The 13,015-nt window shown below is 57.5% G+C and carries 18 protein-coding genes; 6 read left to right on the top strand and 12 right to left on the bottom strand.

All coding sequences use genetic code 11. The features are described from left to right. Positions 1-69: 69 nt before the first annotated feature. Together EN750_RS03395 and EN750_RS03400 are read right to left on the bottom strand one after the other, a co-directional pair. Positions 70-243: a hypothetical protein gene (locus tag EN750_RS03395; protein ID WP_127266475.1), complete on the bottom strand. Its 174-nt coding sequence runs from the start codon at positions 241-243 to the stop codon at positions 70-72. Between the two features lie 340 nt (positions 244-583). Beyond that, complete coding sequence (locus EN750_RS03400) at positions 584-889, bottom strand: hypothetical protein (protein WP_127395626.1); 306 nt, start codon at positions 887-889, stop codon at positions 584-586. Between the two features lie 1,109 nt (positions 890-1,998). On the opposite strand from EN750_RS03400, the gene EN750_RS03405 reads away from it, so the two are divergent. From EN750_RS03405 to EN750_RS03415, 3 genes are all read left to right on the top strand, one after another. Beyond that, complete coding sequence (locus EN750_RS03405; RefSeq protein ID WP_127395627.1) at positions 1,999-2,733, top strand: Crp/Fnr family transcriptional regulator; 735 nt, start codon at positions 1,999-2,001, stop codon at positions 2,731-2,733. Between the two features lie 19 nt (positions 2,734-2,752). Further along, entirely contained in the window at positions 2,753-2,989 is a 237-nt protein-coding gene (locus EN750_RS03410) for a hypothetical protein (protein WP_127395628.1), read from the top strand. A 231-nt stretch (positions 2,990-3,220) separates the two neighbouring features. Beyond that, positions 3,221-3,463, top strand: coding sequence for a hypothetical protein (locus EN750_RS03415; RefSeq protein ID WP_164895691.1), 243 nt, complete (start codon positions 3,221-3,223; stop codon positions 3,461-3,463). Between the two features lie 3 nt (positions 3,464-3,466). On the opposite strand, the gene EN750_RS03420 is transcribed toward EN750_RS03415, so the two are convergent. The 7 genes from EN750_RS03420 to EN750_RS03460 form a co-directional block, all read right to left on the bottom strand. Further along, entirely contained in the window at positions 3,467-3,655 is a 189-nt protein-coding gene (locus tag EN750_RS03420; protein ID WP_127296097.1) for a hypothetical protein, read from the bottom strand. A 607-nt stretch (positions 3,656-4,262) separates the two neighbouring features. After that, positions 4,263-5,258 carry an NAD(P)/FAD-dependent oxidoreductase gene (locus EN750_RS03425; protein WP_245482595.1) on the bottom strand — a complete coding sequence of 332 codons (996 nt, stop codon included), beginning with the start codon at positions 5,256-5,258 and terminating at the stop codon, positions 4,263-4,265. A gap of 58 nt (positions 5,259-5,316) precedes the next feature. Further along, complete coding sequence (locus EN750_RS03430; protein ID WP_127395629.1) at positions 5,317-5,601, bottom strand: hypothetical protein; 285 nt, start codon at positions 5,599-5,601, stop codon at positions 5,317-5,319. A 298-nt stretch (positions 5,602-5,899) separates the two neighbouring features. Continuing rightward, positions 5,900-6,133: a hypothetical protein gene (locus EN750_RS03435; RefSeq protein WP_127395630.1), complete on the bottom strand. Its 234-nt coding sequence runs from the start codon at positions 6,131-6,133 to the stop codon at positions 5,900-5,902. A 485-nt stretch (positions 6,134-6,618) separates the two neighbouring features. After that, complete coding sequence (locus EN750_RS03445) at positions 6,619-6,819, bottom strand: hypothetical protein (RefSeq protein WP_127395631.1); 201 nt, start codon at positions 6,817-6,819, stop codon at positions 6,619-6,621. 724 nt (positions 6,820-7,543) lie between these two features. Then, positions 7,544-8,035 (bottom strand): hypothetical protein, encoded by a 492-nt coding sequence (locus tag EN750_RS40415; RefSeq protein ID WP_245463550.1) that lies wholly within the window; start codon positions 8,033-8,035, stop codon positions 7,544-7,546. Positions 8,036-8,119: 84 nt separating this feature from the next. Beyond that, positions 8,120-8,365 carry a hypothetical protein gene (locus EN750_RS03460; protein WP_127331622.1) on the bottom strand — a complete coding sequence of 82 codons (246 nt, stop codon included), beginning with the start codon at positions 8,363-8,365 and terminating at the stop codon, positions 8,120-8,122. A gap of 723 nt (positions 8,366-9,088) precedes the next feature. Between EN750_RS03460 and EN750_RS03470 the strand changes: the two genes are divergently transcribed. Further along, the gene (locus EN750_RS03470; RefSeq protein ID WP_127395633.1) at positions 9,089-9,598 is read left to right on the top strand and encodes a DUF892 family protein; all 510 of its coding nucleotides are present in this window, start codon (positions 9,089-9,091) and stop codon (positions 9,596-9,598) included. Between the two features lie 245 nt (positions 9,599-9,843). Here EN750_RS03470 and EN750_RS03475 read toward each other — a convergent pair whose 3' ends face one another. After that, entirely contained in the window at positions 9,844-10,689 is an 846-nt protein-coding gene (locus EN750_RS03475; protein WP_127266463.1) for an SIR2 family protein, read from the bottom strand. Positions 10,690-10,730: 41 nt separating this feature from the next. Further along, a complete protein-coding gene (locus tag EN750_RS03480) occupies positions 10,731-11,039 on the bottom strand; it encodes a hypothetical protein (protein WP_127266462.1) in 309 nt (102 codons plus the stop codon). 592 nt (positions 11,040-11,631) lie between these two features. Here EN750_RS03480 and EN750_RS39875 point away from each other — a divergent pair. Next, entirely contained in the window at positions 11,632-11,805 is a 174-nt protein-coding gene (locus EN750_RS39875) for a hypothetical protein (RefSeq protein WP_127395634.1), read from the top strand. A 39-nt stretch (positions 11,806-11,844) separates the two neighbouring features. Beyond that, positions 11,845-12,342, top strand: coding sequence for a metallophosphoesterase family protein (locus tag EN750_RS03490; protein WP_127266460.1), 498 nt, complete (start codon positions 11,845-11,847; stop codon positions 12,340-12,342). A 259-nt stretch (positions 12,343-12,601) separates the two neighbouring features. On the opposite strand, the gene EN750_RS39880 is transcribed toward EN750_RS03490, so the two are convergent. Further along, positions 12,602-13,015 (bottom strand): hypothetical protein (locus tag EN750_RS39880; protein ID WP_127395635.1); only part of this gene is annotated, 414 nt, incomplete at its 5' end.

Genomic DNA, 13,015 nt, shown 5'->3' on the forward strand with positions numbered 1-13,015 from the left:
AGAGTAGACTACGCTCATATTGGCGAGAGTCGATTGAATAATAATTTAGTCACGACAGGCAGGAGCATTCTAATGCCGCTCTTTCAAAAAACGGGCTTCACGAAGCAGCGAATTCCAATCCGTGCCGATAAGCTTGATCAGACCGCGCGCATCCGGCTCCGAAATGCCGACTTCTTCAGACAAACGTCGGGCAAGCAATTGCTCATTGCCCTTCTTCACACGGCCGTCGCCATCCTTTTTCATTGGTTCCTCCCTGGGAAGCCAACTTACGGAATGACCTTTCGTTTCATGGAATAAGAAAAAAGCCCGCCGTCCCATTAGCGGCAGCGGCGGGCCGTCCCTGGGATAACGGGACTCGCTGGGGTGTTGGTTTCCCCTGCTGTCGCGGGCGGTGCAAAGCAGGTGCCACCTAGGGTGAACCAACACGGCACACCTCGCGTGCGACTCGCCGCGAAACGACAAGACCTTGGTCTGGTATCGACCCGCCGTGCCGACCTAGCACGACGGGCGTTCGAGAGCGGCTACACCCTGAGAGTCGACCCCTTTGCATCAATCTGGAACAGGGCAACAGTTCCAAGACACGTCAGCAGCCTTCCGTGGTCTTTTTCATCTGGCCAGGAGCAGCCGAGTTAGCATCGGTATCCTGTTGACCTGGCGCGGCCTGCTTGGCGCTGCCAGTTTGTTGACCTGGAGCGCAGTCCTTGGCGGAGTTCGAGTTAGAGTTCGTTCCACTCGTGGTGGTCGGATCCGTTCCCTGATCGGTCGTAGTGCTCGGCGTTGTCTGGGTCGTCGAGGTCGACGATCCGCCTGTGGTCGTGGTGGTCGATTGCGCAACAGCGAGGCCAGTTGACAGTACCATAATGGCTGAAGCCAAAAGAACCTGTTTCATGATCAACTCCATATTGGAATGTCCCTTCGGTACCGAACTTCGCTGCGAAAAGACGGTTCCAAGAAAAAATTCGCAATCGCATGCACCTCACGTTTGGACGGGCCCGCACCACTTGCGCGCGTCGGGGCGAGCGTCAGCGGGTAAGCGACCTAGCCCTTGGATCGACCTTTCTTGAATGATTGCGAAGCCTTGGCTTCGGCAGCAAGGCGTTGTTCTCGAAGTCGCGCAGTTTTTGTATCTCGCGCCTCTCTCTCGGCCGCGTTAGCAATCTTTGCCTCACGGTCTGCGCGCTCCAATCGGTCTTTGTCGACGCTTCGCCGGGACACATTGGCCTCCTACCAGAAGACCGTTGAATTTACAGTTTGCTAAAATGTTCCCCGCGATACGGCATGTTCCACGCAATGTGGCGGACTTCCCGGCCCTTCCGGGGAACCAGCAATGCAAAAGCCCGCTACCGAGAGCCAGGGGCCTTGAGAGACAGGCAACTTGGAGAAGGGCCGGCCCCAACAAGCTTCCTTTTGTAGTTCCAATCAGTACGGCCTTTAGTCAGTCGGCCCCGAGCTGAGGGGCGATGAGCTGGGCGAAGCCCTCGCCGCCGACAGTCGCTCACGCTTGTCAAAATGAGCCTCCTGATAGGTCTTCTTTCATTCGATATCTCCCTTCGGCTATCGCATAATCACACACCGCGTCGCCTCGGCTTGGGTGCGCGTCAATCGCATGCCAAACACGAGATGGCCAAGGGATTATCACCCCTTTCTGGCCTGCCGCTTTCTTTCTTGCGGCTTGTGCGGAATTCGGGCGGGCTCAACGGAGCTTGAGCCCCTGATGTGACGTCAAAATTCGAACCCAGCCTATGTCATAGGTTGCTGCACGGCCTAGGCGGCTCCCTTAAGGGTGCGGCTTATTCACGTCGGGAGCGTTGCCGCACCCCAAGCGAGCAACCGAACGTGGCCTCTTCTACCGCTGGGCACTGAGGTCCCAACCAGGGGTCCTGGGTGCGTTCGCGTCTTTCCCAACTGCCGACCCATCAGTCCGGCGCCTCTTTACGGCTACCCGGAACTTTTGAAGCGAATGCAAGTTCGATAATCAACATCAGCTAGGTAGCCAATTTGTCACCCACCTCATCCTTGGATGTCCTTATTCGCAAGCTCCAGAGCATCTCGGATCTCCGAGAGGCCGATATCGAGGTTTTGAAAGGCATCCAAATTCAGGAGAAGGATTTTTTGGCCAACTACGACCTGGTGCGTGAGGGTGACCGCCCTGTCAATTCGTTCGTGGTTTTGGATGGCCTGCTCGGTTCCACCAAACTTACCGGCGACGGCAAACGGCAGATTACATCCTTCTTTGTGGCTGGGGATATTCCCGATCTGCACGGACTGCATCTGTCGGTCATGGATTGCAATTTTACGACCCTGACAGCAGCCAGACTGGGCTTCATGCGACATGACGCTCTTCGCACCATTTGCGAACAGCATCCTCGAATCGCGACGGCTTTTTGGCGGTCGACGCTGATCGATGCAGCGATTTACAGAGAATGGGTAACGAATGTGGGAAGACGCGAGGCATACACGCGCATGGCTCACATCTTGTGCGAACTGATCTTTCGCTTGCGCTCGGTTGGACGCATCCAGGATCACGTCGCGGATCTTCCGATTACCCAGGCAGCACTTGGCGATGCATTGGGCTTGTCTACAGTCCACGTCAACCGAATGCTTCAGGAACTTCGACGCAGGGGCCTCATCGCCACGACGGGGTCAAGAGTGCATGTTCTTGATTGGCCCGGCCTCACTCGTGCAGGTGATTTCGACACGACCTACCTGCACCAAAGGAACCCCGCAGCTTAGTGGTGACGGAAGCTCTCGGATGGCACGATTTTTCTTTGATAGTGGCGATCACGACGTGGTCGTCGAGGACGTAATCGGCATCGAATGTGCCGATCTGGAGGAGGTGCGCCGCGCGGGCTTCGAGGGCCTTATCGACCTTACGAGAGATGTGCTTACCGAGGTGGACGGGCAGCAAGTATTTGTTGAAGTGCGGAACGAAAACGGCGACAGGATTCTGAGGCTGAGCATCTCGCTTCAGATCAAGTTGATGAGATAACGTGCCTGACTTGCTGCGTCAGAATGCTGCCGAGTGCCGGCACATCGAATGGCATGAGCGGCGAGGAACGCCGCGTGATCGGACTATCGCCCGAAGATGCCGCCGCCATTTCGACCGGCGAACAAGCTCGGGTTCCCCCACATGGAAAAAAAACGGTAAGGCACAGCAGCAGGTCATGGCCCGTCTCATACATGGCCCATCCGACCGATTTTTAATCGGTGTCGCGTATTTTTGTATGAAGTTCTGGAACGCGCATTCTCAGCGCTCGTTCATGTTGTCTCAGCAGTGGGTGTCGACGTGCAAAGAAAAGCGAACAAAGCAAGCCGGGTTGCGAAAGGCCAGGAGCTTGAGGTCGAACATCTTGTCGAGGTCACGGAAATTGACCCCGAGCAGGCCCGAACGCTGCTTCGCAAGCATGGAGCCGATTGGCCGAAGCTCAAAGACGAGGCTGAAGCTCTGAAGAAGGAAGACTAGTCGTCACCTTCCCAGCGGTTGGCGAGAAAGCTGTTCCAGCTCATCCTCATCCGTGATTCCCGCCTGGTAGTAAGCCAGAATGCGTGATGCGCGCCGTTCCCTCTCGGTTGCGGTTTCGTTTTTAATTTTGCTGCGTGCGAAGACGCGACTGAGCAGGGCAAGTTCTGATGGGGTGAAGGCGTCTCTGTGCATCGCATCTCAACTCCCGTGCGTCACCGTCTCTGGAGGGGCCGAGGCGCGCTGAAGCTTGATTGCAGCGCCGGCCAGCAAGAGATCGCAGAACGGGTCGTCCGGCGCGCGCTAACGCTGGACCAGAAAGAATGTTCCGCGCGTTTTTCGGACACTGAACAAAAAGGCCCATCCGGCCCCGAGCCAGCAACGGCCTTTTACCGGTCTACGTGTGATCTCCTTCAACCATATCCGGAAAGCCTCTTCCTTGACGGGAATTTCTGGCCTTGGCTGTGCGTTTAAAGTTGAGAAATGGCAGTTATGATCTTGGACAGAAAGAATGGCTTGGCGCGCCGAGTTGCCAGAGCCACGAAAGCCCGCCCCAGACAAAGCCGAGACGGGCCGAAGCTGCTTCGACAGCCTCAAGGCCCAGACAATGAGGGAGGATTGTAGGCCTGCAGCCAAACCTCGTACCGCAGTGAATGTTCCGCGGCTGTAAACTGTCGCTGGGAATATCATGATCTTTCGGGGATCGACATTCTCGGCCAGTTACGGCAACTCCTTGTCGGCCGGGTCGAGACGTTGATACGCGCCATCTAGGCAGCCAAGAGCTCGATCAGCCGCGTGATCTTCATGTCCGTTGAGAAGGCTGATCTGCAAATCCAGTCCGCTCGGCGCTCTCAAGCTCTCTATGGGCATGCGACGCGGCAATGGCAGCCTGTCCAAAAGCGACGGCTATCTGGTTCAACGCTTTGACAACGTCACCAATGGCGTACATGCCTTGGATGGAAGTCTGCTGATGCTCGTCGACTGTGACATAGCCCTCTTCACAACATCTTGCGCCTACCGCCTCGGCGAGTTGAGAACGTACCTTGCACCCCAGTGCCAGATAAATGGCATCGAAGCGGGATGACGTCCCATCTTTTAAAATCGCCTCGCAACCGTCTGCTGTCGGGCAGAGCGTATCGAGAGCGTCACCGATGACTATGCCTCTTGCCCTCGCCGCACGACGAGTGCTGGGCGAAAAGTCGGATGCGTCGCTCCCAAGCATCGTTATGAGCGGTGTAAACCGACTGAGGAAAATGGCCTCTTTAAAGGCTCTCTCGTCGTGCCCGACGACCGCAATCTTCTGGTCGATCGCCTCATACCCGTCGCATACAGGGCAGAGTCGAACGACACCTGCGGCAATTGCCTCGCGCAGACGCGGAATGACAGGTGTCGTATCGATGATCCCTGTCGCCACAAACACCTTGCGTGTCCGGATTGCGCCGATCGAGGTCTCAGCGACGAACCCCCGATAGGCAGCGGCGAGGGAATGGACCTGCCCTCCAACCAGAGTGGCTCCATACAAGGTGGCGTGACGTCGAAGGCGATCCAGAATTTCGGCTCCACTTATCCCTTCGGGAAAGCCAGGGCAGTTATGGCTCGTTGGGATCAAGGCGGCACGAGGATCGCCGGCATCGGTCACCAGCACGCGATGGCGGAAACGGGCGAGATATTGAGCGGCGGTCAATCCCGCCGGCCCGCCTCCGACGATCAGGACATCTTCGGTCTCGGCGGTCGGTCGGCTGACGTGGCTGTCGTGCATGGTGCGACGCATCACCGGCGAACGATTTGGTTCGTGCAATGTTCAAAGGGCGGTCTTCGGGACATCTGCTCGATGGCAACAGCGTAGAAACCAGGCTTCAACCCGATCGCAGGACGCCAGGCTCCTCTGTTTCCTTGAGCTCTTCCGTATCCTTGGGCGCGGAGACCAGATCCTGGAATCCGAGAGTAGCGACGAGATAGCCTGCCTCATCATAAACCTTCGTCACCCAACTGGTCGGGTCCACGCCCTCGACAATTCCGTCGAGCATGGCCTCCTTGGCGGTGCGCTTCGCCTCTCTGACAGCCTCATCTCGATCAGCCATATCGGCAAAGATTGCAGGCTGCGACATGCCCTCGATAAACTCGAAGCGAAATTTCGGCATTAGCCGCTCCAGTCATTGTGCCAGCGGATCAAACATTTCTGGCAGGTTTGACCTCAACGCGGCGGTGTCGAAAAGGATGCAGCGGGTGTGCGCGTGACCATCAAACCTCAGGCAGCGTTGCTGCCTCCCATCTCCCACTCGTGCTACTTTGCCAGCACGCTACGCTCGCAGCTCTGACGATGGCGAGGTGGCGGAGATGCAGAAGTCTCCGCGAGATCGTGCGGCATCGTACGCTGAAGACGCTCGCAAGTCGCCGTTGAACGCCGCGCCGTGGATCGTGGACTGACGGTAAGAAGGACTAGCCGACCGCCAAGACCGGCCTCTTTCGCAGCCGCGCCCGCATGATGACAAGCAGAACCGTTTCGTCTTTCATGCCACTCTGGAATAATTTTATAAGCTCGGCCGCAATCTGCTCGGCGTTGTAAGAGATCAGTTGAATCTCCGCTTCCTTGCAAAGCTTCTTGAGGACCGATTCCAGCAATCTCAACCCTTCAGGATAGATAGGTTGATCACCGGCGGTGTCGTAGGTCATGTACGCCCCTTTGACTAGGACTTAATTCAAGGCCGCAGATGCTGGGCGGCAAGCCCATGCATGACTCGTTTCAGGGAAGAGGTCATTAACCTATGCAAGTTCGAACAGGGCGCCGGATTCACCAACTGCAGGGGGATGTACAACAAAGGGAGCATGTGCACGGATCGAGCTGGGCAAGTCGTGAAAGCCCCTGCCGCCAGGCCTGTTAAGTCCCGACGGTGTTCCTGCATGGTGCTGTAGGCGAGCGAGAGAGCCTAAAAGAATTCACTCACCTTACGGCTTCTCTTTTTGAGAGCCGGGATGGGTTCGCGATGCATTTGCGGCTGCGCCGGCGGTGACTTCACCGGATGCTGTGCAAGCCTTGCTTGTCTCAGCCGCGCCGTCTTCTCAGCGCGTTCGGCTCGTTCAGCGTCCAGCATCTCTTGGCTGATACGTTTGGCGCGGTCGTATCTTTCCTAGTCGTGATTGCGAGTCACGGACACCTCCTAGCCAGCAACAAAAATCCTGCGAACCTTTTTGGTGACACGCGGCTTGCGTTGGCTGGGACCGGGCGTGATGGCTTGTGCGAGGCGAGCCTCCTTCAACCGCGCCGTCTTGGCGGCGCGCTCAGCACGTTCCTTGTCGATAATGATTGCTGCAGCTGATGTGGTATTCTCGTTGCGACCGTCATCATTGATCCGCGGCATCTCAGTGCCTCGCCCCGATTCTTGTCGCCCATAGTGCCATTTTGCACCTGCGTCCCGCCCTGAACTGGTCTATTGCCGCTTTGAGTGAGAATTCGGTTGCATGTTCCGGTTTCTCGCCCGGCTGGTGGTTGTCGTTGGCAGCTTGTGTGATGGCCATCTTTGTTCTCCTACGAGGCCGAACTTCGATATGACACAAGTGTTCCAAGGCAACTCGCAAGCTGCAGGGCTATTTTCGATGTAGGGGCACGCGCGGATGCTCAGGCGCGTGATCGGAGCATTGTGTTGGAGGGCCGTAGCTGGAACTATGAGAGCGCAGATAGCGTGGTCGCCTGAACATGAACGGCGGCCTTCCCCCCCTCTCGCAAAAAGCTGTCAGCGCGATATTGTTACCAGGAGCAAAGGAGCCTGGTGTCGACGAGAACTTTTCTCGCGACGAGATCGTTCAGACTTTGCTGCAGCACAGGGCCCCCGCAAGCGCATCAGCTCGGTATTGTAGGGAATTCGGGCGTTAGGGCCGTTGAACCGCTACGGGTGTGTCAGTAGCAAACTTACAGACAGCCGCAGGTCCAAACGAGCAGCACCGTTCCAAGCGCATACGGGACCAGAAGCAAACCTATCGTCACCCAGAAAGCTGGCTCTGCCAAGGCGGCCATGTCCTTGCGAAACTGCTCCATAGGGCTACCCCGGCAACTTCGACAAACGAATAGAGCTAATCTGGTAAGGCCTACGGCCCGCTTTTGGCATCTTCGACCTCCAGCGCATCCATGAGGGCTGCCACGTCGGTGGGTTCGCCATCGGCGTCACCATGCACGCCAGTCCGGGCGTTCTTTAGCGCTTGCTCGATCGCATCTTCAATGTTTCCGAGCTCGTCCTCACGCACCTCGCGACCATAACCGGCCGCTTCGGCATCCTGCTCGAATTGCTGGACCAGCACGGCGAAGCTCACTTCCTCTTTGCCAGCAAGAGTGCCGACATTCTCCTGCAGCCAGGTTTCAAAAAACTCTTTGGTCGCGTTCATCGGATCACTCCTTCGCCGGATTAAGCGCGGCGGCGATCCGAAGTTCCGCAATGCCGTCACTTTCCCAATCAGCAAGGGGATATGCTCATGGTGGGCTTGGCTGATAATCCCGAAAATTCGTCTGCGCGGTGCTGGCTCCGTACCGGGAGCAAGGCCGCCGGATGAGTTCACGCCCACCGAGCGCTCGTCGATCCGCATGCTCTTCGATCGGTCTGCATGGAACTATTGCCCGCTCGGTTGCGCAAGGCTGCCCCGGCGGTGGTTGTTCGCCTTCCCGCTATTCTATCCCGACATTCCGGATTGAATCACCTCATCGGCTGACAACCGGTCGGACATCGCTGCACTGTTGGTCTGGTCCATCCCGAACTGAGCGACCTGAATCATCATAGCCTTGGCCTTTGCAATGAGTTGGTCGTCGGGAAGAGTATGCCCGGCCTGCAGGGTGACTGTAATACACTCGCCTCCCTCTCCGCGGAATTCCACGATCGGAGCCTGGTCTCGGCTGACGACAATTCCCATCATCTGCATAAGAACCTCCTTCGACTGCAGCGGGCAGCCGAAACTCAACCCAGCTCGGCCGTCTAATCCTTGACATAAGCCCCAGGCTGACGACCGCCTCTGGGCGCCTTGGCGTCTTTCGAATGCTCGGCCATCGCAGGGCCTGCTCCGGAGACTTTCTCTGCGGCCGGTGACGGTGTCGCCGGCTTAGACGAGGTCCTGCCGCCCGATTTTTCGGGGCGTGGTGATATGCCAGTTGAAGAATTGTCTGAAGAAGTCATGGCTCGTTTCCTTAGCTGCGAAACTTCCTTACCAACCTCCGAAATGCCCTGACGTTCCATTGCGATCCCTTCGTGAGATAAGATCTCCGCAGGTGAACATGCCTCGTCCCTGGACGCGCATCAGGTAGGGGTTGATTTCGCAAGCGAACGGTAAAATGCGAAGCCGCTCCGGCGAGATACAGCTTAGCCCTACATGGCAGCGCGGGCATCGGAATACGAGCCGAGGCGAAACAGAGGTCCATCCGTCGCCGAACCCGCGACAGGCAGCAGGTTCGGTCATTTCTGCAGAAATGCGTTTGCCAGCTTGGACACAGCGGCAGTGCCCGTACCGCGCTATTCTCTCCTGGTGCCGAGAGCCTGATTGCAGCGCCGACTGGGAAAAGCCTGCGACACAGGCTGACTCCGCAGGTCAAACTATGAGGAACAATATCTCCCTTTGAAAGTTCTGGCCGACCCATGAAGGAGATATGAAATGTCAGAATCGCGCGAATGGCTTGTCCAATGGCTCAGGGATGCTCACGCCATGGAAGAGCAGGCCGAGACCATGTTGAATGGGCAGTTGAACCGAATTGAGAACTATCCTGAGCTCAGCGAACGGATTCGCCAGCACGTCCAGGAGACCAGGCAGCAGGCTGCTCGGCTGAAAACCTGTCTCGACCGCATCGGACAAGGATCTTCCACACTGAAGGATGCCGGCGGCAAGCTGACGGCAATGGCGCAGTCGCTCAGCGGTGTCTTCGCCGGTGACGAAGTGATGAAAGGATCGCTTGCAAGCTACACGTTCGAGCACATGGAAATCGCCTCCTACACAATCCTTATCGCCGCTGCCAAATCGCTGGGTGAAGCAGAGGTCGCCCAGGTCTGCGAAGAGAACCTGCGTGAGGAAGTCGCAATGGCGGACTGGTTGAAAAGCCATATTCCAACGACAACCGAGCAGTTCCTGGCGCGGGCCGACTCGGAGAGTGAAAACGCCAAGCGTTGATCAGCCGGTAGCGTATCGCTAAACAAGCTCGCCCCTTGCGCCGAAGCTCGGCGCAAGGCGCATCGAGGTTGAGCCGTTACCGCTGAAAGGCACTTCAAAGTAGGCAGTGCGTGAGTAAGTTTCCGATTAGCTCTCCGTGCCGCGATAGTATCCTTGACGCCAATTGAACTTGAAATTCCGGACGGAATTCTCTGCCATGTGCCGCTCCTTGAGAGCCCGCCGAACTGCCCATCATACGGATGTTGCTATCGCCCACTTTTTGGCGACAGTTCCCCATCCCCAACCATCTCCGCCAGCCGGCTGAGGAAGTCCACCAAAGCAGCTTGCGGCTCGTCGATTTCGCCGACCACGACCGAAATGCCCCAACGTCCAAGCACGGCCTCCTCCACAGGGTTTCGGCTGGTCATGAAGATGAACGAGGGCGGGCGATCTTTCTCATAGCCGGACCGATGCCACGTCTGCCAGAGACGGTGCAGCAACAACCGAATGTTTGGGTCGGAAAGGCTATAGCCAATGAAGAGGATCGTGCTGCCGAGCGCATCCGAGCGAAAACGCACGTCCAGCGGAGAATTGAAGGAGAGACGATCGAGGTAGTCCGTTTCGGTGAGGACGAGGGACGAATCCTCGTCGAAATCACCATGGAACTTGACGATGTGGGTAATGCCTTGGCGGGCCTGCGCCACATCGCGTGCATTGGCCACTTTCACGTAGTCCCGACCGTATATCTCATAAGCCAGTTCCAGATTCCGATCATAGTTAGTTGTGTAGATGACAGGGAAGTCGAGCCTCACGATGAGACGATGCAACTCGGATTTCTCGATCCGGTCCTTGGGGACGGACCAGTTTCTGTCCATCCAACTGCGAAGTGGCCCGATGCTGCCATGCTTGATGCGATAGTACTCGGCCAGGGTTTGAAAACGATCGCGTCTCGTGGAAAATTCGTCGTCGACGCCGAGCTCCTTTGCCATTCGCTCTATCAGCTTCTCCCAGGAGGGTAATCCAACGCTGATCGAAACCCCTGCCCCAACAAACAGAATTGCGCTGCGATGCCGAATTGCGTTGGCGAGCGAATCTACAGGGTCATCGTTCATCACGTCTTTCGAGGCCACCCGCGCAGGTCGACCTTCCTCCCTCACATCTGGTCGTTATTAGGCTCCTTGGTGATCCCCACCTGCCTGGCCAGCTCGGAAAACGGTGGCACACTCGCTTCGAACTGCTCGGTGTTAGCCAGCCGCAAAAGCCGCAAAGGGAAACACACTGCGTCGCGGTTAGCCGGCGACATATCCTCGAAGAGGCGCTCATCAACCGTGAAGGAGGCTTCCGCGTTTTTCAACGCCGTGTCGATATCATCGACCGAGAGAAGGCCTCTGCGGACCAAGGCGTTATTGACGGCCGCGACCGCCATAAGCAAACCTTCCAATTGCAGGTTGGCGACGTTCATGGGCCATTGTCCTTCATACCATTGGGAGCCCGTCGATAGATAATCCTGCTCCGGAGGCCTTGTGCCGTGCCGGTGATGGAGTTGCCGGCTTGCTAGAGCGTTTCGGCTGCGCGGCGACGCCGGGATTGGCATCTGGTGGCGCCATGGCTTGAATCTCCGCTGGGCTGCTGGACAACTCTCCACATGCCTCGAGGTTCCGGATCGCCATGGCAACCTTGCAAAGGCATAGGCAAGGCTTCTCGCTGTCCTACCGTCGGGCGCACCAGGTGATCGCGGTTGGGTCTTCAGACTGCGATTCAAAAAGCGCGTTGCATGGTTCCTCCGCGAGCGCGAGCCGCCTTCGGCAGTAGATGCCTGCCGCGCCCGCTCGTAGCCAAAAGCAACCGCCGCAAAGCGTTCGGCAACTTTAGAGCTCCGACAGTGCCTCCCAGACGGGCCACATAGAAACGACCAAGCTGATGCCTGCTACAGGTCTCGGGATCTCGTTTATCGGCGACATCAGGCAGCGGCGCTCCGCAGGTCAGCAGATCCGATGGATGGGAACAACCCGGCACCGTGATGGTTCGGTGGCATCAAAAGGTGATAGAGAACGATGGGTGAAAAGCTTAAACAGCACACAGAAGCCACAGATCGTGAAAAGGCGATCGAAGCTCTCTACTTTGCGCGCAAGTGCGGCCTCACCAAGGAAGAGGCACTCAAGATGCTCAGGGAAGCCCAAATCAGGATCGATGATGGACCCAAAAGCCGCTCCGGCAACCGAACTTAAAAGCGTCCGTTGAGCGCTCATCTCAGCCAGCGGCGGCGCATGATCTTCTTCACCTCCGACACGCATTTCAACGATCCCCGCATTCTGCGGCTCGACCCCCGCCCCTTCAGTTCATTGGTGGCGCACGACCAGGCACTGACTGAACTTTGGAACGAGACTGTTGCTCCAAATGACGAGGTTTGGCACCTCGGCGACTTCGCCAAGGGATCGGCCGAGACAGTGTCTTCGCTGCTGTCCTGCCTCCACGGCACCAAACACCTGATCATCGGCAACAACGACGGCATGGTAACGCTCCGCGCTTCGGCTTGGGCTAGCGTGCAACACTACAAGGAGCTAACTGTCGAGGGCAGTTTCTTGGTTCTTTGCCACTACCCGTTCCGCACCTGGAACAAGATCGGCAAGAAATCGATAAACCTGCACGGCCATTCTCATGGCCGGCTGAAGCCAATGACGCGCCAGCACGACGTCGGCGTCGACGCCTGGGATTTTCGCCCAGTCACCTTTGCTGCCATACAGGCCAGGCGCCGCCGAGATTGAGGTTAGCGCAGCAGATGGCGAACGATCGATGTCTTCACGTGGTGATGCTAGCCGCAAACAGGATTCCAGAATCCTGCCCCTGGAGTATTGCAGCCATGCTGGAACGCACCGCGAGTAAACTGGGACCGAGGAGCGCCCCACCCATCTGCACAGCCGTGGGACAGGCGCCGACCCCCGTCGTCAACACGGCGCTCCACTGGCGCCCCAATCGTTCATCCACCTCGCTTGAAACGAGCTTCAATCGCCGTCCTTGGCGACCTCAGTGCCACACACTCTCTCTAAGCCACTTAAGAAACCTGTTCCCTCCGATTGCCCGGCGGACTCTAGCGGCAGCCCACTGCCCTCTGAACGTGGTTCCGACATGGCAACTGCAGACGATGTCATGCAACTCCCCGTCAGACAGTTCGAAGAAGCGCTTTGCTGCCCCATAGGTGTCATCCTTCAGGCCTAACGCACGCAGTAGCGGGTCCTCGAAGGCCACAGTAATTGGCGAGCCCTCACCGCGCGCTGCGTCGCGAGCTTCCCGCTTCAGATACTCAGTGCCGGTAAGCGCTGTCAGGCGTCGCTCGGGATGTTGTTCCAGCAACTCTGCCCAGCGCTCAATGCGCTGTTGCCGGGTCATGATCGGGTATGTCGACAGGGGTTCTACTTCTGCAATTGTCTGCAGTTGGCT

This window comes from Mesorhizobium sp. M7A.F.Ca.ET.027.03.2.1, from assembly GCF_003999175.1.
Lineage (GTDB): Bacteria > Pseudomonadota > Alphaproteobacteria > Rhizobiales > Rhizobiaceae > Mesorhizobium.

What these genes read in the sequence shown, in the direction of transcription:
- EN750_RS03420 (WP_127296097.1), bottom strand. Translation starts at nt 3,655, where the DNA reads ATGCACAGAGACGCCTTCACCCCATCAGAACTTGCCCTGCTCAGTCGC.
- EN750_RS03430 (WP_127395629.1), bottom strand. Translation starts at nt 5,601, where the DNA reads ATGCCGAAATTTCGCTTCGAGTTTATCGAGGGCATGTCGCAGCCTGCA.
- EN750_RS40415 (WP_245463550.1), bottom strand. Translation starts at nt 8,035, where the DNA reads ATGCGGATCGACGAGCGCTCGGTGGGCGTGAACTCATCCGGCGGCCTT.
- EN750_RS03490 (WP_127266460.1), top strand. Translation starts at nt 11,845, where the DNA reads ATGATCTTCTTCACCTCCGACACGCATTTCAACGATCCCCGCATTCTG.
- EN750_RS03435 (WP_127395630.1), bottom strand. Translation starts at nt 6,133, where the DNA reads ATGACCTACGACACCGCCGGTGATCAACCTATCTATCCTGAAGGGTTG.
- EN750_RS03400 (WP_127395626.1), bottom strand. Translation starts at nt 889, where the DNA reads ATGAAACAGGTTCTTTTGGCTTCAGCCATTATGGTACTGTCAACTGGC.
- EN750_RS03475 (WP_127266463.1), bottom strand. Translation starts at nt 10,689, where the DNA reads ATGAACGATGACCCTGTAGATTCGCTCGCCAACGCAATTCGGCATCGC.
- EN750_RS39875 (WP_127395634.1), top strand. Translation starts at nt 11,632, where the DNA reads ATGGGTGAAAAGCTTAAACAGCACACAGAAGCCACAGATCGTGAAAAG.
- EN750_RS03445 (WP_127395631.1), bottom strand. Translation starts at nt 6,819, where the DNA reads ATGCCGCGGATCAATGATGACGGTCGCAACGAGAATACCACATCAGCT.
- EN750_RS03460 (WP_127331622.1), bottom strand. Translation starts at nt 8,365, where the DNA reads ATGCAGATGATGGGAATTGTCGTCAGCCGAGACCAGGCTCCGATCGTG.
- EN750_RS03480 (WP_127266462.1), bottom strand. Translation starts at nt 11,039, where the DNA reads ATGAACGTCGCCAACCTGCAATTGGAAGGTTTGCTTATGGCGGTCGCG.
- EN750_RS03410 (WP_127395628.1), top strand. Translation starts at nt 2,753, where the DNA reads ATGGCACGATTTTTCTTTGATAGTGGCGATCACGACGTGGTCGTCGAG.
- EN750_RS03395 (WP_127266475.1), bottom strand. Translation starts at nt 243, where the DNA reads ATGAAAAAGGATGGCGACGGCCGTGTGAAGAAGGGCAATGAGCAATTG.
- EN750_RS03470 (WP_127395633.1), top strand. Translation starts at nt 9,089, where the DNA reads ATGTCAGAATCGCGCGAATGGCTTGTCCAATGGCTCAGGGATGCTCAC.